Below are 18,540 nucleotides of genomic sequence, written 5' to 3' on the forward strand. Positions count from 1 at the left end.
GGGCTCGTGGCCACGACTCCCCCACAAACGGTGTGCACGGGGTGTTCATGCACGGGTGAACCTTACGCCTCGCCGAGAAAGCTTGCGCGACCGGCACGGTGCCGGTATGCGCACATTCCTTCCACGATCGGTCAGCCGCCTCGCCTCCGCCTCGACGACGATCCTGGCGGTCGTCGCGGCCGGGACGCTCGCGCCCGCCCCGGCGGTCGCGTCGCCCCGGGCGGTGGGGGCAGGAGGCGCGGTGTGGGCCTGGCCCGTCGCCTCGCCCCACCCGGTGGTCCGCCCCTTCGTCGGGCCGCCGAACCCGTGGTCGCCGGGCCATCGCGGCATCGACGTCGGGACGACCGAGGGATCGGTCGTGACCGCCCCGGACGACGGGGTGGTGCACTTCGCCGGGGTCGTGGTGGACCGGCCGGTGCTGTCGATCGCCCACTCGGGCGGAGTGCTGAGCAGCTTCGAGCCGGTGGTGGCCGACGTCGCGAAGGGCGACGTCGTCACGCGGGGGCAGACCGTCGGTGTGCTCGAGCCAGGGCACTGCGCCGACCGGCCGTGCCTGCACCTGGGGGCGCGCATCGACGGCGAGTACGTCTCGCCCCTTCTGTTCCTGGGCGGGATCGAACCGTCGGTGCTGCTGCCGACGCGGCCCCGCTGAACAGGGGCCGGGCCTGGCCAGGCCAGGCCAGGCCACGCCGGCGACCGTGGCACCGTCGGGTGCGCGGGGCCTCGTCAGGCAGGGTGGGCGCCGTCAGGCGCGCGGGTGCGCCGAGCGGTAGCTGTCCCGCAGCCGGTCGGTCGAGACGTGCGTGTAGATCTGCGTGGTACCGAGACTCGCGTGGCCGAGCAGCTCTTGGACGGCCCGGAGGTCGGCGCCCCCGTCGAGCAGGTGGGTGGCCGCCGTGTGCCTCAGGGCGTGCGGCCCCGCCGGTCCCCCGCCGGGAAGGTCGGCGAGCAGCCCGGCGACCAGCCGGTAGACGGCCCTCGTGCCGAGCCGGCCCCCGGTCGACCCCACGAAGAAGGCGGCGTCCGTGGCCGGGGTGACGAGCGTCGGGCGGGCGAGTTCGAGGTACCGTCCCAGAGCCGCGGCCGCCGGCACCCCGAACGGCACGACGCGCTGCTTCGCCCCCTTGCCGGTCACCCGCACGGTCAGCCGCTCGAGGTCGACGTCGCCGAGGTCGGCCCCGACGAGCTCGGACACGCGTAGGCCCGCCCCGTAGAGCAGTTCGACGACGGCGAGGTCCCGCCGCGCGCCGGGGTCACCCGTGTCGGCACGGACGGCGAGGGAGGCCAGCAGGCCGTCGACCTGCTCACGGGTGAGGACGCGGGGCAGACGGCTCTCGGGCTTCGGCGCGCGCAGCCGCGCACCGACGTCGACCGGCGTCCGGTCGGTCTCGTCGAGCCACCGGGTGAAGGCCCGGACGCTCGCCGACCGTCTCGCGAGGGTGGCCCGGGCGAGCCCGGCCTGCGTGCCCTGCCAGAGCCAGTCGCGCAGCAGGTCGAGGTCGAGGTCGCCCACCTCGCCGGGTCGACCGAGCCGGTTCTCGGCGAAGACGACCAGTGAGTCGAGGTCGGCCCCGTACGAGCGCACCGTGTGGTCGCTGAGCCCCCGGCCGTCGTGCAGGTGGTCCGCGAAGCGTTCGACCTCGCCCAGGAGGCGCGTCACGGCAGGGTCCGCCCCTCGCGTCTCGACCCCGGCCCGTGCATGCCGACAGGCTAGCCATCGCGGCGCCCCCTCACCCGTCGCCACCCCGACCCGTACCGTCGGGCCGCACCCGAGAGGTCGAGCTCGGCGAGCACGTCGCGGACCGTCTCGAGCGACAGACCGCTCGCGACGGCCAGTTCGTCGGTCTCGCGGGTCGCCGTCGTGCTGAGCGCGTCGAGCACCCGCATCGTCTCGGGGTCGAGACGCCGCCCCTGGTACGACGCCACGACGAGGTCGGTCGACACCCCGGTGAGCGCGAGGACCTCGTCGGCACTCGTCACGCACTCGGCCAGACCGGATCGGATCAGGGCGTGGCAGCCCACGGACGACGGCGAGGTCACCGGGCCGGGCACGGCCCCGACCGGACGACCGAGCGACTGGGCGTGGGCGGCCGTGTTCAGCGACCCCGAGCGCCCGCCGGCCTCGACGACGACGGTCGCGGCCGTCAGGGCCGCGATGAGCCTGTTGCGTTGCAGGAAACGCCAGCGTGACGGCTTGCCCCCGCAGGGGGCCTCGGAGATCATCAGGCCCGTCTCGACGATGCGTCGCAGCAGGCCGTCGTGCCCGGCGGGGTAGAGGTGGTCCACTCCCCCGGCCATGACCGCCATCGTCGTCGCCGACGCGGCCAGAGCTGCCCGGTGCGCGGCGCCGTCGATGCCGTAGGCGGCACCCGAGACGATGGCGAGGCCTCGGTCGGCCACGCCGTCGGCGAGCTCGGCCGACACCTGCTCGCCGTAGGCCGTCGCCGCCCGCGAGCCGACGATCGCGATGCTCGACGCCGGTGCCGGGACCGGCGCCGGACCTCGCGCCCAGAGGGCCACGGGCGCGTGATCGCCGAGCTCGTCGAGGACCGAGGGCCAGAGCGGGGAGCCCGGCACGAGCAGCCGCGACCCCACCGCTGTCGCCGTGTGGAACGACCGGAGGATCACGCCGGTCTCGAGTCGCGGCCGCCATCTCTTCAGCGCCCGGACGAGGTCGAGCCGCTCGACGTCGTCGAGGGTCGCCCCGGCCTCGACCAGGGCCCCGGCGAGGAGACCCGGGCGGGGTTCGTCGTGACCGACCGCCGCCTCGAGCACGACGCGGAGCCCCACGGTGGGGCCCAACATCGACCTGACGACCCCACCCACCGCGTCCCCCGGTTCGACCACGCCCGTCCAGGCGCCCGAGGCGAAGGCCCGGACGGCCTGCGCCTCGCTGAGATCGTCGGGCCTCGGCAGGACGGGCCGCACGAGATCGGCCAGCTCGCCGGGGGTCGCGCGGAGCAGGTCGCTCACAGCGACTGCCGCATGCTCAGGGCCCGCACGACGTGACGGCGGACGGGGGCGGGTTCGTCGTCGAGGTCGGCGAGGGTCCAGGCGACGCGCAGCACGCGGTCGTAGCCCCGCATCGTCAGGGCACCGGTCTCGAGAGCCCGGTCGACGGGCTGCGAGTCGGCCACGGCCAGGCGGTTCACCGGGTCACGCAGCCACGTACCAGGGACCTCGCCGGACAACCGCCAGGGCGTGCCGTCGAGCCGACGGGCGGCATGGTCGCGTGCCCGGTCGACGCGGTCGCGGGCCTGACGCGTCGTCGTCGGGACGACGTCGACCGAGGCGCGGAACTGCGACGAGCTGATGCGGGCCACCCGCAACTGCAGGTCGATGCGGTCGACGAGCGGCCCGGAGAGCTTGCCGAGGTACCGACGCCGCTGGTGCGGTGAACAGCTGCAGTCGGAGTCGCGGGAACCGTACTGCCCGCAGGGGCACGGGTTGGCCGCGGCGACGAGTTGGAACCTCGCCGGGAAGCGGGCGACCGACCGCGATCGGTGGACCACGGTCTCGCCCGATTCGAGGGGCTGGCGGAGGCAGTCGAGGACCGTCTGCTGGAACTCGGGCGCCTCGTCGAGGAACAGCACGCCGCGGGTCGCCCTCGACGCTGCGCCGGGCCGGATGACCCCGCTGCCGCCGCCGACGAGGGCCGCCGCGCTGCAGGTGTGGTGAGGTGCCTCGAACGGTGGACGCCGGTCGAGATCGCCCGTGACGGCGACCCCGGCCAACGAGCGGATCGACGCGACCTCGAGGGCCGAGTCGGCGTCGAGGTCGGGCAACAGACCCGGCAGGCGGGCCGCCAGCATGCTCTTGCCCGCGCCGGGCGGGCCCACCATGAGGAGGTGGTGGCCGCCGGCCGCGGCGACGACGAGCGCCTCGACGGCGTCGACGTTGCCGATGACGTCAGCGAGGTCGAGTTCGGCCGGCACCGCCGGTTCGGAACGCGATCTCGTGATGGCCTCGACCGGTTCGGGTTCGAGGCAAGCGCCGTGCCAGATCGCGGCCTCGCGAAGGCTCGGCACGGCCACCACGCGGATGCCGGGCACGAGGGCCGCCTCGTCGGCGTTGTCGGTCGGCACCATGACGGTGGTGGCCCCTGCCCGACGCGCACCCAGCACGGCGGGCAGGACGCCGTCGACGGGGCGGAGTCGGCCGTCGAGACCGAGCTCGCCCAGGTGGACGACGCGCTCGACGGACTCGGCCGGAACGACTTCGGCGGCGGCCAGGGCCGCGATGGCGATTCCGAGGTCGAAGGACGACCCCTGCTTGGGCAGCGAGGCCGGTGACAGGTTGACGGTCAGCTTGCGCGCCGGCAAGGCACACCCGGAGTTCGTCGCGGCCGACCGCACCCGGTCGCGGGCCTCGCCCAGCGAGGTGTCGGGCAGACCGATGATGACGAAAGCCGGCAGCCCGGCACCCATGTCGGCCTCGATCTCGACCAGGGCACCGTCGACCCCCAGCAGGGCGACCGCCCTCGTCCGCGCCACGCTCATGCTCCGGCCCCGCGGACGTGGTCGATGCGCTCGTGCCCCGCGCATCGCTCGACCGTGATGCCCACGACGTCGATGCGCAACCCCCGGGGCGTCGTGGTGGGATGCGCCTGGCACCAGGCCCCCGCCAGCAGTCGCAGACGCGCCAACTTGGCCGGTGTCACGGCCTCGAGCGCGTGGCCGTAGCCGGTGCCCGACCGCGTCTTGACCTCGACGACGACGAGTTCGTCGCCGTCCAGGGCGACCACGTCGATCTCGCCCTCGCGACACCGCCAGTTGCGCTCGACGACCCGCATGCCCTGCGCCTCGACGTACTCGGCCGCGACGTCTTCGCCGCGCCGACCCAATTCGTCCTTCTTCGCCATGTCTGACCTCCTGCCAGCAGGCTGGCGGAGGCCTGACCCACGGAGGGCGGGCGAGAGATCGTCTGGGGACGCGATCGATCCGGCGACGGCTGGGGACGAGCCGTGTCAGACGGATCGCATCCCGCTGCAGCGGGTCGCGTCGCGGCCGGGACTACTCGTCGAGCGCGAGTTCTTTCGGCAGCTCGAGGTCGCGGGTGGTGAGCTCTTCGACGTTCACGTCTTTGAAGGTGAGCACCCGGACCGACTTGACGAACCGGTCGGAACGGTAGACGTCCCACACCCAGACGTCGGTCATCGACAGTTCGAAGTAGAAGTCGTGCTCGGTGTCGCGCCGGACGAGGTCGACCTCGTTGGCCAGGTAGAAGCGCCGCTCGGTCTCGACCACGTAGCGGAACTGCGACACCACGTCGCGGTACTCGCGGTACAGCGCGAGCTCGACCTCGCGGTCGTAGTCTTCGAAATCGTCCTCGTCCATCGGAGGATCATCTTACGCGGCCCCTGGGGCGGCGGACGCCGAAGGTCTGCCGTCTCGCACCTCTAACCCTGGCGTCAGTGCAGCCAGGTGAGGCGGTGCAACGGCGACGGCCCCAGTTCGGACAAGGCCCCGTAGTGCGCCGACGAGCCGTAGCCCTTGTTGCCTGCCCAGCCGTACCCCGGGTGCACACCGTCGGCTTCGATCATCAGCCGGTCGCGCTCGACCTTCGCGATGACCGATGCCGCTGCCACCGACGCACAGTCGCGGTCGGCCTTGACCCGGGTCGTGATCCGGGGCGGGGTGGTGAGCTGGGGCGACAGGTAGTCGTGGTTTCCGTCGAGCACCACGACGGACTGCATGATGCCGACGCCGGCGTGGTGCAGCGCGGTCAGGGCACGCTTGCCCGCCAGACCGAGGGCGACGACGATGCCCAGCCGATCGACCTCGTGCGCCTCGGCGAAACCCACCGCGTGATGGGACACCCAGGACGTCGCGAGGGGGTACAAGGCCTCGCGGCGTTTCTCGGACAGGAGCTTCGAGTCGCGCAGGCCCTCGGGGACGTCGAGGCACTCGACGTGGACCGCCCCGAGCCCGACCGCGACCGGCCCGGCGATCGCACCTCGACCCACCTCGTCGCAGCCGATCACCCAGGTCGCTCCCGAGGCGTGCAGCTCGCGTTCGACCTCGAGGGTCGGGTCGACGACGGGGCTCATTCGCCCTCTCGTTCGGTGCCGCGGAAGACGTCGGGGTAGTCGCCGAGCCACGTCCAACGGGCCGTGGGCCAGCTGATGACGAAGGCACGCCCGACGACGTCGCTCATCGGGACGAACCCCTTGCTCGGGGTGGCGCCGTTGTACCGGCTGTCCTTCGAGTTGTAGCGGTTGTCGCCCATCACCCACAGGGAGCCGGCGGGCACCGTGACCGAGAAGTCGTCAGCCGAGACGCGGGTCTCGCCCGGGGGCAGGTTCACGTAGGGCTCGGCGAGGGGCACGCCGTTGACCGACATCTGCCCGAAGTCGTTGCAGCATTCGACCGTGTCGCCCGGCAGGCCGATCACCCGCTTGATCAGGTGGTCGTTGCTGTCTTGTGCACCGAGCCCGACCTGCGTGAGGAACCACGAGATGCCGTCGGACACCGGGTTGCCCGTGGTGGTGCTGATCGGCGCGGTGCCGTCGAGCCACCCACCCGGGTCGGTGAACACGACCACGTCGCCCCGCTTGACGTCGACGAGGTCGGGCACGAGCTCGTTGACGATGATTCGGTCGTTGATCTGGAGCGTCTGTTCCATTGAACCCGAGGGAATGTAGAACGACCGGATCAGGAACGTCTTGATGAGGAACGAGATGAGGAGGGCCGCCAAGAAGATGACGAGGACGTCGCGCACGAACGTGCCGATGCCGCGCTTCTTGCCGTCGTCGCGTCGAGGACGCAGGGCGCGCCTCACTGTGTCATTCGTCATTTAACCACCCGAGCTCCCCGCCATCTTAGATGGCGGGGAGCTCGGAGGATGTCGCCGGAGCGCGTGACTAGTTGTCGCGCTTCTCCTTGATCTTGGCCTTCTTGCCGCGCAGTTCGCGCAGGTAGTAGAGCTTGGCGCGACGGACGGCACCACGGCTGACGACCTCGATGTGGTCGATGACCGGGGAGTGCACCGGGAAGGTGCGCTCGACGCCGACCTGGAAGCTCACCTTGCGGACCGTGAAGGTCTCGCGGATGCCCTCGTTCTGCTTGCCGATGACGACACCCTGGAAGACCTGGACGCGCGAGCGCGTGCCTTCGATGATGTTGACGTGCACCTTGACGGTGTCGCCGGCGCGGAAGTCGGGGACGTCCGAGCGGAGGTTGGCGGAGTCAACCGCGTCGAGGATGTGCATTGTCGTTCGCTCTCTGCAACCGCCACAGGTCGACTGCGTGTCTGGGGCGCGTCACGCGCCCGTCATGATGAAGAAGGTGTGCTCTGGATCGGCAGACTCCCCTGTGGCAGAGTCGTGCGCAGGCACAAGCGTCAATTGTGCCACAGCACGGGCACCCGTGTCAGCCTCGCGGCGTGATGGTGATGACCGGGCCGTCGTCGCCGTAGCCGGGCCGACGTCCCGCTGCGGCCCCGGTGCCCGACGCGACCCTCTCGAGATCGGCGAGCGACGTGGCCATGCGGGCCCGCGCCTCCTGGACGAACTGCCACAGGGCCGAGGCGAACAGGCCGACGCCCGCCGCGATGGTCACGACGGCGCAGAGCGCGAACAGGGCGGTGGACAGGTCGAGGGAGGAGACCCCGCCGGCGACCTGCGTGAAGGCCGACGCGGACACGGACTCGGCGGAGCTGTCGACGATGAAGAATCCGAGACCGAGCTGGCCGAGCCAGGACACGGTGAGCAAGCCGACGTCGGCCCACGACACGGCCTTCGCCTGCCGGACGCTGCGGCGACCCACCACCACACCGGTGGCCACCGCCTGACCCACGAAGAGCAGGGGCACGAGCAGCAGCTGGCCCACGAACTGCAGGCCCAGCGGGACACCGAAGAACGCACGGCCCAGCAGCACCCAGAGCGGCAGCACGAACACGGCCACCCAGAGGAGGCGGTAGAAGACCCGGCGCATCGTCATACGGTCGAGGCTACGAAACGATCGTGAAGAATGGCTGCATGATCGAACTGCGCACTCCCGACGAGATCGAGCGCATGCGGCCCGCCGGAGCCTTCGTCGCCCGCGTGCTCGAGGCGACCAGAGCTGCCGCACGACCGGGGGTCGACCTGCTCGAGATCGATGCGCTCGCGCACCGCATGATCCGCGAGGCGGGCGCCGAGAGTTGCTATGTCGACTACCACCCGTCGTTCGGCGCGAGTCCGTTCGGCAAGGTGATCTGCACGTCGGTCAACGACGCGGCCCTGCACGGCCTGCCGCACCGCTACCGCCTGCGCGACGGAGACCTGCTCAGCCTCGACTTCGCCGCTTCGGTGGACGGTTGGGTCGCCGACTCGGCCGTGTCGTTCGTCGTCGGCGAGCAGGCGTCGCCGGAGGACCTCCGCCTGATCGAGACCTGCGAGGTCGCACTCGACGCCGGCATCGCCGCGCTGAGGCCGGGCGCGAAGCTGGGCGACGTCTCGGCCGCGATCGGCCAGGTCGCCCGTGGCGCGGGCTACGGGGTCAACCTGCAGTTCGGCGGCCACGGGGTCGGACGGACGATGCACGGCGATCCCCACGTGCCGAACGACGGACGCGCGGGCCGGGGCTGGCCGGTGCGCCCCGGGCTCGTCGTCGCGATCGAGCCGTGGCTGATGCGGGGCACCGACGAGATCGTCACCGACGCCGACGGCTGGACGCTGCGCAGCGTCGACGGTTCGAGGGCGGCGCACGTCGAGCACACCGTGGCCGTCACCGAGGACGGACCGCTCGTGCTCACCGCACGCGGCTGACCCGGACGGGCCGGGGCCGGGGCCTCGGCCCCCGGCCTGTGCCCCAGCCCTCGGACCCCGTCAGTCGAGCAGGTCGGGCCGCACCCGGCGGGTGCGTTCGAGCTGCTGCTCACGACGCCAGGTCGTGATGGCCGCGTGGTTGCCGCTGAGCAGCACGGGAGGCACGTCGAGGCCCCGCCAGGACGCCGGCTTGGTGTAGCTGGGGTACTCGAGCAGGCCGTCTTCGTGGCTCTCTTCGGTGAGGCTCTCGGGGTTGCCCACCACGCCCGGGACGAGCCGCCCGATGGCCTCGATCATCGCCGTGACCGCGACCTCGCCACCGTTCAACACGTAGTCGCCGAGGCTGATCTCACGCACCGTCGCCCGGGTGGCGGCGTGCTCGACGACGCGCTGGTCGATGCCCTCGTAGCGACCGCAGGTGAAGACCAGGTGCGGCGCGAACGCGAGCTCACGAGCCGTGGCCTGGGTGAACGGAGTACCGGCCGGAGACGGGACGATCATAAGCGTGTCGTCGGGCGTGGACGTCTCGCCGAAGACGTGGTCGAGCGCCTCGCCCCAGGGCTCGGGCCGCATGACCATGCCGGCTCCCCCGCCGTAGGGCGTGTCGTCGACGGTGCGGTGCCGGTCGTGCGTGAAGTCACGAAGGTCGTGCACCTCGACGTCGAGCAGCTTCTGCTGCCGGGCCTTGCCGAGCAACGAGATGTCGAGCACCCCGAAGAACTCGGGGAAGATCGACACGATGTCGATGCGCACGCGTCAGCGCTCGTCGTCGGGAGCGGACTCGCCGTCGGACGTCGGCCGATCGTCGGGAGCGGACTCACCGTCGGGTGCCGCCTCGTCGTCCGTGTCGTCGGCCAGCTCTTCGAAGAGCCCCTGCGGCGGGGTCACGACGACCACGCCGGCCTCGACGTCGACCTTCGGCACGAGCGCCGAGACGAACGGGACGAGGACCTCGCCCGACGCGGTGTCGACCGCGAGCAGGTCTTGGGCCGGCATGTGGTCGACCCGGGCCACCGTGCCGACGACGACGCCGTCACGTTCGACGCGGAGGCCGACCAGCTGGTGGTCGTACCAGGCGTCGTCCTCGTGCGGCAGCTCGTCGGTGTCTTGGTCGACCCAGAGGATCGCCTTGACGAGGGACTCGGCGGCAGTGCGGTCGTCGACGCCCTCGAAGAAGCCGACCGGGTGGCTGTTGTACCAGCGCAGCTCGGTGAGGGTGAGGGTCTTGTCGTGCCAGGCACTGTCGGCGGGCACCTGCAGGCGGAACACGGCACCCGGCACGAAGCGCTGCTCGGGGGTGTCGGTGAAGAGTTCGAGCTTGAGGGCACCCTTGAGGCCGTGGGCCTTGGTGAGTCGCCCCACCCGGAGTTCGGTCTTGCGGTCGGACGGCACGGTTCTAGAGATCGCCGTCGACGACGTCGACCCGGACGCGCTTGCCGTCGGCCAGCGCCGTGATCAGGGTGCGGAGGGCCTTGGCGGTGCGACCGGCACGGCCGATCACGCGACCGAGGTCGTCCGCGTGGACGTGCACCTCGAGGACGTCACCTCGCGGGGAGTTCTTCTCCACGACCTGCACCTCGCCCGGGTGATCGACGATCCCCCGGACGAGGTGTTCGAGTGCAGGTGCAAGCACTGACTACGCCTCGGTGGTCTCGGCGTCGTCGCTGGACTCGGCGGGCGCCTCGGCCTTGACCGCGGGCTTCTCGGTCTTGGGCACGAGGACCGGCTTCTTCTTCTCGTCGGCGACGAAGGCCTCTTTCGGGGTCTTGGTCTTGACGGTGCTGACGGCGTCGGCGTCGCCCTTGAACTTGCCCCAGTCACCCGTGAGCTTCAGCAGCGCGGCGACCTGCTCGGTCGGCTGTGCGCCGACGCCGAGCCAGTACTGCGCGCGCTCGGACTCGACCTCGATGAACGAAGGCTCTTCGGTCGGGTGGTACTTGCCGATCTCTTCGATGACGCGACCGTCGCGCTTGGTGCGCGAGTCGGCGACGACGATGCGGTAGTAGGGGGCGCGGATCTTGCCCATGCGCTTGAGACGGATCTTGACAGCCACAATTCTCCTGTGTGATGTGATGTGGGCGAGTTGCTAGCCGTGAGCGTGGGGGCACACTCGGCTCGAAAGCTCTGATGGGAGTCGAACGTCGCCTGATTAGAGGGTCGGACGACAGAAGACTCGACCTCCCATTGTTGCAGACGAAAGGCCATCTGCACGAATTTCGTCGCGTCGTGTCCGACACCGCGCCTCCTCGGCGTCACGGGACGACCCGAGCGGCGCCGGCCAGCCCGGCGGACGGTCCCCTCGGGCCCTCGGCTGGCAGGATGGACCCGCCCTGACGCCCACGGGAAGGCCACGCGGATGCGCATCGATTTCACGACCTCAGAGCGGTCGACCCTCGGCGTCGAGTGGGAGCTCGCCCTCGTCGACCACGAGTCGGGCGAGCTGGCACCGCACGCCCCGGCGATCCTCGCCGACCTGGCGCACGTGAACGACGGCGGTCCCGAGCGGCTGACCAACGAACTGCTCACCAACACGGTCGAGGTCGTCACGGGCGTCCACCGCCGCGTCGCCGACGCCGTCGACGACCTGAAGGGCACGATCGACCAGGTCCGCGGCCCCGCCTCGGTGCTCGGCGCCGACCTGATGTGTGCCGGGACGCACCCCTACAGCCGCTACGTCGACCAAGAGGTGACCCCCGACAAGGAGCGTTACGCGACCCTGATCGACCGCACGCGCTGGTGGGGTCGCCAGATGATGATCTGGGGCGTCCACGTGCACGTCGGCATCGACGACCGCGACAAGGCGCTCCCGATCCTCAACGGCATGCTCACCTACCTGCCGCACTTCCAGGCCCTGACGGCGTCCAGCCCGTTCTGGGTCGGGGAAGAGACGGGATACGCCTCGAACCGCGCCCTGATGTTCCAGCAGCTGCCGACGGCGGGCCTGCCGCCCCAGTTCGCGACCTGGTCCGAGTACGAGGCCATGGTGGTCGACATGACCCACACCGGCGTGATCGACGACCACAGCGAACTGCGCTGGGACCTCCGCCCCTCGCCGAAGTGGGGCACCCTCGAAACCCGGGTCTTCGACGGCATCGCGACGACCGACGAGCTCGCCGCCGTGACGGCGCTGGTGCAGTGCCTCGTCGACGACATGTCCGAGCGGCTCGACCGCGGCGAGGACCTGCCGAGCATGCAGCCGTGGTTCGTCCGGGAGAACAAGTGGCGCGCCGCCCGGTACGGGATGGACGCCATCGTGATCCAGAACGCCGCCGGTGACGAGCGGCTGGTGACGGACGACCTGCGCGAGCTCGTGACGACGCTCGAGCCGGCGGCCGAACGCCTCGGGTGCCTCGACGAACTGCACTCGCTCGCGATGATCACCGACCGCGGGGCCAGCTACCAGCGCCAGCTCGCCGTGGCCGCCGCCCACGGCGGAGACCTCCGGCCCGTCGTGGCCTCGCTGGTCCGCGAATTCGACGAGGGGTTGTCGGCGGCCGAGTGAGCCGTCGCGTCCAGCGTCACGCACCGACGACGACGCCCGCCCCGCGTCAGGCGGGACGGGCGTCGGCGATCGTCAGGAGGCGCGGGTCGGGTCAGCCGCGCCCGAGCATCTTCTGCAGCGACGCCAGTTCTTCGGGCGAGGGTGCCGTGCCGCCGGCCGTGGCCCCAGCGCCGCCGAGCCCGAAGCCCGAACCGCCGGGAGCCGAGGAAGCCGGCTTGGCACCGGTGGCGAGGGCGGCGTTCTGGGCGGCACGCTTCGCCGGGTTGCCGGCCTTCGAGCCCTTCTTCTTGGGCTGTGCCTTCTTGCCGGCGTACGAGGCCCCGGGGATCGGGCCCATGCCGGGGACCTGGGGCACGCCGCCCTTGGCGACGGTCTTCATCATCTTCGAGGCCTGCTCGAAGCGCTGGACGAGCTGGTTGACGTCGGTGACGGTCATGCCCGAGCCCCTGGCGATGCGCAGTCGACGCGAGCCGTTGAGCAGCTTGGGCATCGCGCGTTCTTGCTGGGTCATCGACTGGATGATCGCCTCGGTGCGGACGATCTCGCGCTCGTCGAAGTTCTCGAGCTGCTCACGCATGCCCTTGGCACCCGGCAACATGCCGAGCATGCCCTTGATCGAGCCCATCTTGCGCAGCTGCTGCATCTGCGTGAGGAAGTCGTCGAGCGTGAAGGAGTCGGTCGCGATCTTCTGAGCGACCGCCATCGCTTCTTCTTCGTCGAAGGCCTGCTGGGCCTGCTCGATGAGCGAGAGGATGTCACCGAGGTCGAGGATGCGGCTCGCCATGCGGTCGGGGTGGAACGGCTCGAAGTCGTCGAGCGACTCGCCCGTCGACGCGAACATGATCGGGCGGCCGGTGACCGACGCGACGCTGAGGGCGGCACCACCGCGGGCGTCGCCGTCGAGCTTCGAGAGCACGACGCCGGTGAAGTCCACGCCGTCCTGGAAGGCCTTGGCCGTGGCCACGGCGTCCTGACCTATCATCGCGTCGATGACGAAGAGCACCTCGTCGGGGTCGACGGCCTTGCGGATGTTCGCGGCCTGCTTCATGAGCTCGGCGTCGACGCCGAGACGACCGGCCGTGTCGACGATGACGGTGTCGTACTGCTTGTCGCGGGCGTACTTGATGGCCTGCTTGGCGACCTTGACGGGGTCGCCGACGCCGTTGCCGGGCTCGGGTGCGAAGACGTGGGCGCCGGCTTGCTCACCGACGACCTGCAGCTGCGTCACCGCGTTGGGGCGCTGGAGGTCGGCCGCCACGAGCATGGGCGTGTGGCCGTCCTTCGCGAGCCACTTGGCCAGCTTGCCCGCGAGGGTCGTCTTGCCGGCACCCTGGAGGCCCGCGAGCATGATGACGGTCGGCGGGTTCTTGGCGAACTCGAGCCGACGCTGCTGACCACCGAGGATCTGCACGAGTTCTTCGTTGACGATCTGGACGACCTGCTGCGCCGGGTTCAGGGCCTTGCTGACCTCGTCGCCGAGGGCGCGGTCGCGCACCGTGTTCGTGAACGCCTTGACGACGTCGAACGCGACGTCGGCGTCGAGCAGGGCGCGACGGATCTCGCGCACGGTGCCGTCGACGTCGGCGGGGCTCAGCTTGCCCTTGTTGCGGAGGTTCTTGAACGTTTCCGCGAGGCGGTCGGAGAGGGTTCCAAAAGTGGCCATGGTGCGCCCATCTTAACCGACCGTCGGCGTCCCGCGCTGCGTGGCCGCGCCTCCTGGGCTCGCTTTTGTTGTACTCGGTGCATCAATGTGGTTACGCTCGGGGCATGACCACGACGCGACGTGTCGGCCTGACGGGTCCGCCGCTCGACTACCGCGAGGGGCTGCGCCTGCAGCGGCAGCTGCACGCCGACGTGGTGGCGGGGCGGCTCGACTCAGCCCTCGTCCTCTGCCAGCACCCGTCCGTCTTCACGGCGGGGACGCGGACGCAGCCGACCGATCTGCCTCGCGACGGCTCCCCCGTGGTCCCGGTCGACCGCGGCGGACGCATCACCTGGCACGGCCCCGGTCAGCTCGTGGCGTACCCGATCGTGCGCCTGCCCGAACCGCTCGACGTCGTCGCGCACGTCCGAACACTGGAGGCGTGCCTGATCGACGTGTGCTCGGGCGTCGGAGTGTCGGCCGTGCGCATCGCGGGGCGCAGCGGCGCCTGGGTGCGGGGGCCCTTCGGTGACGAGAAGGTCGCGGCGGTCGGCGTGCGCGTCGCCGAGGGCGTGACGATGCACGGCGTCGCCCTCACCTGCGACGCCGACCTGTCCCCCTACGCCCAGATCGTGCCCTGCGGCATCACGGACGCCGGCGTCACCAGCCTGACCCGCGCCTCCGGGAGGCGCGTGGCCGTCACCGACGTCGCGGACGCCCTCGAGGCGGCCCTGACCGCCTACCTGAGCGGCCTCGAGACCGCCCGCCGCCTGCCTGCCCGACCCGACCCCGTGGGAGCCCACCGATGACGACGACCGCCCCCGAGGGCCGACGCCTGCTGCGCGTCGAGGCCCGCAACGCCGAGACCCCGATCGAGAAGAAGCCGGCCTGGATCAAGACGACCGCGAGGCAGGGACCCGAGTACCGCGCCCTGACCGAGCTCGTGGTCGACAAGAAGCTGCACACCGTCTGCCAGGAGGCCGGCTGCCCGAACATCTTCGAGTGCTGGGAGGACCGCGAGGCCACCTTCCTGATCGGCGGCTCGCAGTGCACGCGACGCTGCGACTTCTGCCAGATCGACACCGGCAGGCCGAGCCCGCTCGACCGCCGCGAGCCCCTCTCGGTCGCCGAGTCGGTGCGCGAGATGGGGCTGCGCTACGCGACCGTCACCGGCGTCGCACGCGACGACCTCGACGACGGAGGCGCGTGGCTCTACGCCGAGACCATCCGTCGCATCCACGAGCTGAACCCGGGCACGGGCGTCGAGATCCTCGTGCCCGACTTCAACGGTCGCCCCGAACTGCTGGGGCAGGTCTTCGACGCCCGGCCCGAGGTCTTCGCCCACAACGTCGAGACGGTGCCGCGCATCTTCAAGCGCATCCGCCCCGCGTTCACCTTCGAGCGGTCCCTCGACGTCATCACGCAAGGGCACGACGCCGGGCTCGTGACGAAGTCGAACCTCATCCTCGGCATGGGCGAAGAACGGGGTGAGGTGATCGACGCCCTCGAATGCCTCCGGGAGGCGCACACCGACATCATCACGCTGACCCAGTACCTGCGCCCCAGCCCCCGGCACCTGCCGGTCGCCCGATGGGTGCACCCGGACGAGTTCGTCGACTTCCGCGAGATCGCGGAGGACATGGGTTTCAGCGGCGTGCTCGCCGGGCCGCTCGTGCGCTCGTCGTACCGTGCGGGTCGGCTGTGGGCGCGGGCGACCGAGGCGCGCGGCGGGGTCGTGCCCGAGGCGCTGCGGCACCTGCTCGAGGCGGGGGCCGGACGCCAGGCCGTGTGACCCGCGCCTGCCCGGACTCGCTAGGCGATGAGGTTCTGGACGAACACGTGGGGGGTGAAGCCGGTGAGGTCGCCGATGCCCTCGCCCTGACCGACGAGCTTGATCGGGATGCCGGTCTGCTCTTGCACCGCGAGGACGAAACCGCCCCGGGCCGAGCCGTCGAGCTTCGTCAGGACGAGACCGGTCACCCCGGCGTGCTCGATGAAGGCCTGCGCCTGTGCCAGGCCGTTCTGGCCGGTCGTCGCGTCGAGCACGAGCAGCACCTCGGCGATCTCGGTCTGCTTCTCGACCACGCGCTTGATCTTGCCGAGCTCGTCCATCAAGCCCGACTTCGTCTGCAGGCGGCCCGCCGTGTCGATGAGGACGATCTCGATGCCCTCGCGCATGGCGAGCTCGACCGTCTGGAACGCCACCGACGCAGGGTCCTGGCCCTGCTGCTGGGGGCGGACGATGCGGGCGCCGGCACGCTCGGCCCAGGTCGCGACCTGCTCGACGGCGGCCGCGCGGAAGGTGTCGGCCGCGCCCACGACGACCGAGCGGTCGTAGTTGCGCAGGAACTTGGCGAACTTGCCGATCGTCGTCGTCTTGCCGACGCCGTTGACGCCGACCATCAGCACCACGGCGGGTCGGGCGCTGAGCTTGAGGGTCGAGTCGAGCTTCGAGAGCCGTTCTTCGAGCGTCTCGCGCAGCATGCGCTTGAGGTCGGCGGGGTCGGTGGTCGAGTAGCGCTGCACCTTCGCCTGGAGGTCGTCGATGATCTGCTCGGTCACGTCGGGGCCGAAGTCGGCGCCGATCAGGGCGGCCTCGAGGTCGTCCCACGTGGTCTCGTCGATCGTCTTCTTGGCGAACATGCCACGGAGGGCACCGGAGAGGGACCAGGGAGAAGCCATGCGGGCCAGCATATTCGGCCCCGGGCGAGACCGCGGACGTGCAGAGGCTGTAAGCTCGCCAGGTTGAAGGGGAGTACTCCCACGCGGTGGCGTCGTCAATACGGAAGAGACCGATCTCGACCCGGTGCACCGGTTCGCAGCCGTCCTGATCAGGGCGCGACGCGAGTGGAGGAGACCTTCGGTACCCGCTGCGTACTGGAGGTACACACATGGACGTCCACTTCTTGACCTGGGCGATCACCATCGCCGGCATCATCGGCCTGCTGTTCTTCGACTTCTTCAGTCACGTGCGCACGCCGCACGAGCCGACGATCCGTGAGTCGGCCATCTGGTCGGGCGTCTACATCGGCATCGCCGTCCTGTTCGGCGTCGGCGTCGGCGTCTTCTCGAACTGGACCTTCGGCGGCGAGTACTTCGCCGGCTACATCACCGAGAAGGCCCTCTCGGTCGACAATCTGTTCGTCTTCCTGATCATCATGACGAGCTTCGCGGTGCCCCGCATCTACCAGCAGAAGGTGCTGCTCGTCGGCATCGCCATCGCCCTCCTCTCGCGTGGTCTGTTCATCGCGGCCGGCGTCGTCATCATCGAGAACTTCTCGTGGGTCTTCTACCTCTTCGGCATCCTGCTCTTCTGGCTCGCCTACAGCCAGGTCAAGGGCGGCCACGGCGACGACGAGAAGGACGAGGCGGACAGCAAGCTCATCCGTGCCCTGCGCCGCGTCATCCCGACCTCCACGGACTACGACGGCCAGAAGCTGACCACCAAGGTCGACGGCAAGCGCCTCTTCACCCCGCTCTTCCTCGTGATGGTCGCGATCGGCCTGACCGACGTGCTCTTCGCCCTCGACTCGATCCCCGCCATCTTCGGCCTCACGCAAGAGGCGTACATCGTCTTCACGGCGAACGCGTTCTCGCTGCTCGGCCTGCGTCAGCTGTACTTCCTGATCTCGGGTCTGCTCGAGCGCCTCGTCTACCTGGCCCAGGGGCTGGCGGTCATCCTCGCCTTCATCGGCGTCAAGCTGCTGTTCCACGCCCTGCACGTCAACGAGGTGCCGTTCATCAACGGCGGCGAGCCGATCACCTGGATCCCCGAGATCCCGATCTGGTTCTCGCTCGGCTTCATCGTGCTCACCATCGCCGTCGCGACGGTCGCGAGCCTCGCGAAGACCCGACGGGACGCCCGTGCGAAGGCCGGCGTCACGGCGGGTACCGACGACGACCACTGATCCCCCCGACGGGCGGCCTCCATCCGGGGCCGCCCGTCGTCACTCCCCCGCGGCACCGCCGCGCCGCACCACTGAACGGAACACCCCGATGCGCCTCGAACTCATCCGCCACGGTCAGACCGACTGGAACCTCGCCGACAAGCTCCAGGGCTCGTCCGACATCCCGCTGAACGACACGGGACGCGGCCAGGCCCTCGAGGCGGCGCGTCTGCTGGCCGGCGTCGAGTGGAGCGCCATCGTGTCGTCGCCGCTTGGGCGCGCCCGCGAGACCGCGCAGATCATCGCCGCCGAACTCGGCATCGAGCTGGGCGACGCCTACGACGAGCTGATCGAGCGCGACTACGCGTCGCACGAGGGCCGCACCCCCGAGTCACCGATCCCCGACCAGCCGAACGCCGACTACCCCGACATCGAGCCGCGCGAGTCGGTCGCCGCCCGGGGCATCGGCGCGCTCGAGATGATCCGCGACACGCGACTGCCGCTCGACGGCGACGACGCCCACATCGTCGTCGTCTGCCACGGCACGATCATCCGGTTCACCCTCGCCGAGATCCTCGGCCGCGAGGTCCCGCACATCGAGAACGCCGCGGCGAACACGGTCGAGTGGGACGGCACCGCCTGGCGCGTGCTGAGCATCAACGGCGGGGTCGTCGACACGCCGATCGACTGACACCCCGGTGCCCCGCGGGGCACGACGAGAACGCAGGAGGCGCGGCCACGCAGGTCGCGCCTCCTGCGT

General features: G+C 70.7%; 22 protein-coding genes. 7 read left to right on the forward strand and 15 right to left on the reverse strand.

All coding sequences use genetic code 11. The annotated features are described in order from the left end of the window. Nucleotides 1-106: 106 nt before the first annotated feature. Complete coding sequence (locus tag SJY14_RS11730; RefSeq protein ID WP_396598998.1) at nucleotides 107-652, forward strand: murein hydrolase activator EnvC family protein; 546 nt, start codon at nucleotides 107-109, stop codon at nucleotides 650-652. 93 nt (nucleotides 653-745) lie between these two features. Here SJY14_RS11730 and SJY14_RS11735 read toward each other — a convergent pair whose 3' ends face one another. The 9 genes from SJY14_RS11735 to SJY14_RS11775 form a co-directional block, all read right to left on the reverse strand. Next, nucleotides 746-1,660, reverse strand: coding sequence for a tyrosine recombinase XerC (locus SJY14_RS11735; RefSeq protein ID WP_143048530.1), 915 nt, complete (start codon nucleotides 1,658-1,660; stop codon nucleotides 746-748). 50 nt (nucleotides 1,661-1,710) lie between these two features. Beyond that, nucleotides 1,711-2,973, reverse strand: a complete 1,263-nt coding sequence (gene dprA / locus SJY14_RS11740; protein ID WP_396598999.1) for a DNA-processing protein DprA — start codon at nucleotides 2,971-2,973, stop codon at nucleotides 1,711-1,713. Further along, nucleotides 2,970-4,499, reverse strand: coding sequence for a YifB family Mg chelatase-like AAA ATPase (locus SJY14_RS11745; RefSeq protein WP_396599000.1), 1,530 nt, complete (start codon nucleotides 4,497-4,499; stop codon nucleotides 2,970-2,972). Before SJY14_RS11745 ends, dprA begins: the two co-directional genes overlap by 4 nt. Continuing rightward, complete coding sequence (locus tag SJY14_RS11750) at nucleotides 4,496-4,861, reverse strand: YraN family protein (protein ID WP_396599001.1); 366 nt, start codon at nucleotides 4,859-4,861, stop codon at nucleotides 4,496-4,498. Before SJY14_RS11750 ends, SJY14_RS11745 begins: the two co-directional genes overlap by 4 nt. 151 nt (nucleotides 4,862-5,012) lie before the next feature. Then, entirely contained in the window at nucleotides 5,013-5,336 is a 324-nt protein-coding gene (locus SJY14_RS11755) for a DUF2469 domain-containing protein (RefSeq protein WP_043596320.1), read from the reverse strand. Between the two features lie 74 nt (nucleotides 5,337-5,410). Further along, nucleotides 5,411-6,049, reverse strand: a complete 639-nt coding sequence (locus SJY14_RS11760) for a ribonuclease HII (RefSeq protein WP_071254212.1) — start codon at nucleotides 6,047-6,049, stop codon at nucleotides 5,411-5,413. After that, the gene (gene lepB, locus SJY14_RS11765; protein ID WP_396599002.1) at nucleotides 6,046-6,795 is read right to left on the reverse strand and encodes a signal peptidase I; all 750 of its coding nucleotides are present in this window, start codon (nucleotides 6,793-6,795) and stop codon (nucleotides 6,046-6,048) included. Before lepB ends, SJY14_RS11760 begins: the two co-directional genes overlap by 4 nt. A 67-nt stretch (nucleotides 6,796-6,862) precedes the next feature. Continuing rightward, a complete protein-coding gene (gene rplS, locus SJY14_RS11770) occupies nucleotides 6,863-7,210 on the reverse strand; it encodes a 50S ribosomal protein L19 (protein ID WP_043596315.1) in 348 nt (115 codons plus the stop codon). A gap of 160 nt (nucleotides 7,211-7,370) precedes the next feature. Next, complete coding sequence (locus SJY14_RS11775) at nucleotides 7,371-7,940, reverse strand: hypothetical protein (protein WP_071254216.1); 570 nt, start codon at nucleotides 7,938-7,940, stop codon at nucleotides 7,371-7,373. Nucleotides 7,941-7,978: 38 nt separating this feature from the next. Here SJY14_RS11775 and map point away from each other — a divergent pair, with 38 nt between their 5' ends. Next, on the forward strand, nucleotides 7,979-8,749 hold the full coding sequence (map, locus tag SJY14_RS11780; RefSeq protein WP_396599003.1) for a type I methionyl aminopeptidase: 771 nt from the start codon (nucleotides 7,979-7,981) through the stop codon (nucleotides 8,747-8,749). A gap of 60 nt (nucleotides 8,750-8,809) precedes the next feature. Here the strand turns inward: map and trmD are convergent, their stop codons facing one another. Genes trmD through rpsP form a run of 4 tightly spaced genes read right to left on the reverse strand, consistent with a single transcriptional unit; the run spans nucleotide 8,810 to nucleotide 10,802 of the window. Next, nucleotides 8,810-9,502 carry a tRNA (guanosine(37)-N1)-methyltransferase TrmD gene (trmD, locus tag SJY14_RS11785; protein ID WP_396599004.1) on the reverse strand — a complete coding sequence of 231 codons (693 nt, stop codon included), beginning with the start codon at nucleotides 9,500-9,502 and terminating at the stop codon, nucleotides 8,810-8,812. A 3-nt stretch (nucleotides 9,503-9,505) separates the two neighbouring features. Then, nucleotides 9,506-10,141, reverse strand: a complete 636-nt coding sequence (gene rimM, locus SJY14_RS11790) for a ribosome maturation factor RimM (RefSeq protein WP_396599005.1) — start codon at nucleotides 10,139-10,141, stop codon at nucleotides 9,506-9,508. 4 nt (nucleotides 10,142-10,145) lie between these two features. Further along, a complete protein-coding gene (locus SJY14_RS11795; protein ID WP_396599006.1) occupies nucleotides 10,146-10,382 on the reverse strand; it encodes an RNA-binding protein in 237 nt (78 codons plus the stop codon). Nucleotides 10,383-10,385: 3 nt separating this feature from the next. Beyond that, entirely contained in the window at nucleotides 10,386-10,802 is a 417-nt protein-coding gene (gene rpsP / locus SJY14_RS11800) for a 30S ribosomal protein S16 (protein ID WP_054145619.1), read from the reverse strand. Between the two features lie 303 nt (nucleotides 10,803-11,105). On the opposite strand from rpsP, the gene SJY14_RS11805 reads away from it, so the two are divergent. Continuing rightward, entirely contained in the window at nucleotides 11,106-12,251 is a 1,146-nt protein-coding gene (locus SJY14_RS11805) for a glutamate--cysteine ligase (RefSeq protein WP_396599007.1), read from the forward strand. 91 nt (nucleotides 12,252-12,342) lie between these two features. On the opposite strand, the gene ffh is transcribed toward SJY14_RS11805, so the two are convergent. Further along, entirely contained in the window at nucleotides 12,343-13,914 is a 1,572-nt protein-coding gene (gene ffh / locus SJY14_RS11810; protein ID WP_396599008.1) for a signal recognition particle protein, read from the reverse strand. A 104-nt stretch (nucleotides 13,915-14,018) separates the two neighbouring features. Between ffh and lipB the strand changes: the two genes are divergently transcribed. Then, entirely contained in the window at nucleotides 14,019-14,702 is a 684-nt protein-coding gene (gene lipB, locus SJY14_RS11815; protein WP_396599009.1) for a lipoyl(octanoyl) transferase LipB, read from the forward strand. Further along, nucleotides 14,699-15,685, forward strand: a complete 987-nt coding sequence (gene lipA / locus SJY14_RS11820) for a lipoyl synthase (protein WP_396599010.1) — start codon at nucleotides 14,699-14,701, stop codon at nucleotides 15,683-15,685. Before lipB ends, lipA begins: the two co-directional genes overlap by 4 nt. 20 nt (nucleotides 15,686-15,705) lie before the next feature. Here lipA and ftsY read toward each other — a convergent pair whose 3' ends face one another. Beyond that, nucleotides 15,706-16,587: a signal recognition particle-docking protein FtsY gene (ftsY, locus tag SJY14_RS11825; protein WP_369813588.1), complete on the reverse strand. Its 882-nt coding sequence runs from the start codon at nucleotides 16,585-16,587 to the stop codon at nucleotides 15,706-15,708. A 197-nt stretch (nucleotides 16,588-16,784) separates the two neighbouring features. Between ftsY and SJY14_RS11830 the strand changes: the two genes are divergently transcribed. Beyond that, on the forward strand, nucleotides 16,785-17,801 hold the full coding sequence (locus SJY14_RS11830) for a TerC family protein (RefSeq protein ID WP_071254230.1): 1,017 nt from the start codon (nucleotides 16,785-16,787) through the stop codon (nucleotides 17,799-17,801). An 88-nt stretch (nucleotides 17,802-17,889) separates the two neighbouring features. Then, on the forward strand, nucleotides 17,890-18,471 hold the full coding sequence (locus SJY14_RS11835) for a histidine phosphatase family protein (protein ID WP_071254232.1): 582 nt from the start codon (nucleotides 17,890-17,892) through the stop codon (nucleotides 18,469-18,471). Nucleotides 18,472-18,540: the final 69 nt, after the last annotated feature.

The sequence above is a fragment of the Frigoribacterium sp. R86507 genome (genome assembly GCF_044597695.1).
Classification (GTDB): Bacteria; Actinomycetota; Actinomycetes; order Actinomycetales; family Microbacteriaceae; genus Frigoribacterium.

What these genes read in the sequence shown, in the direction of transcription:
- SJY14_RS11730 (WP_396598998.1), top strand. Translation starts at nt 107, where the DNA reads ATGCGCACATTCCTTCCACGATCGGTCAGCCGCCTCGCCTCCGCCTCG.
- SJY14_RS11745 (WP_396599000.1), bottom strand. Translation starts at nt 4,499, where the DNA reads ATGAGCGTGGCGCGGACGAGGGCGGTCGCCCTGCTGGGGGTCGACGGT.
- SJY14_RS11750 (WP_396599001.1), bottom strand. Translation starts at nt 4,861, where the DNA reads ATGGCGAAGAAGGACGAATTGGGTCGGCGCGGCGAAGACGTCGCGGCC.
- SJY14_RS11755 (WP_043596320.1), bottom strand. Translation starts at nt 5,336, where the DNA reads ATGGACGAGGACGATTTCGAAGACTACGACCGCGAGGTCGAGCTCGCG.
- SJY14_RS11760 (WP_071254212.1), bottom strand. Translation starts at nt 6,049, where the DNA reads ATGAGCCCCGTCGTCGACCCGACCCTCGAGGTCGAACGCGAGCTGCAC.
- lepB (WP_396599002.1), bottom strand. Translation starts at nt 6,795, where the DNA reads ATGACGAATGACACAGTGAGGCGCGCCCTGCGTCCTCGACGCGACGAC.
- rplS (WP_043596315.1), bottom strand. Translation starts at nt 7,210, where the DNA reads ATGCACATCCTCGACGCGGTTGACTCCGCCAACCTCCGCTCGGACGTC.
- SJY14_RS11775 (WP_071254216.1), bottom strand. Translation starts at nt 7,940, where the DNA reads ATGACGATGCGCCGGGTCTTCTACCGCCTCCTCTGGGTGGCCGTGTTC.
- map (WP_396599003.1), top strand. Translation starts at nt 7,979, where the DNA reads ATGATCGAACTGCGCACTCCCGACGAGATCGAGCGCATGCGGCCCGCC.
- SJY14_RS11805 (WP_396599007.1), top strand. Translation starts at nt 11,106, where the DNA reads ATGCGCATCGATTTCACGACCTCAGAGCGGTCGACCCTCGGCGTCGAG.
- ffh (WP_396599008.1), bottom strand. Translation starts at nt 13,914, where the DNA reads ATGGCCACTTTTGGAACCCTCTCCGACCGCCTCGCGGAAACGTTCAAG.
- lipB (WP_396599009.1), top strand. Translation starts at nt 14,019, where the DNA reads ATGACCACGACGCGACGTGTCGGCCTGACGGGTCCGCCGCTCGACTAC.
- lipA (WP_396599010.1), top strand. Translation starts at nt 14,699, where the DNA reads ATGACGACGACCGCCCCCGAGGGCCGACGCCTGCTGCGCGTCGAGGCC.
- ftsY (WP_369813588.1), bottom strand. Translation starts at nt 16,587, where the DNA reads ATGCTGGCCCGCATGGCTTCTCCCTGGTCCCTCTCCGGTGCCCTCCGT.
- SJY14_RS11830 (WP_071254230.1), top strand. Translation starts at nt 16,785, where the DNA reads ATGGACGTCCACTTCTTGACCTGGGCGATCACCATCGCCGGCATCATC.
- SJY14_RS11835 (WP_071254232.1), top strand. Translation starts at nt 17,890, where the DNA reads ATGCGCCTCGAACTCATCCGCCACGGTCAGACCGACTGGAACCTCGCC.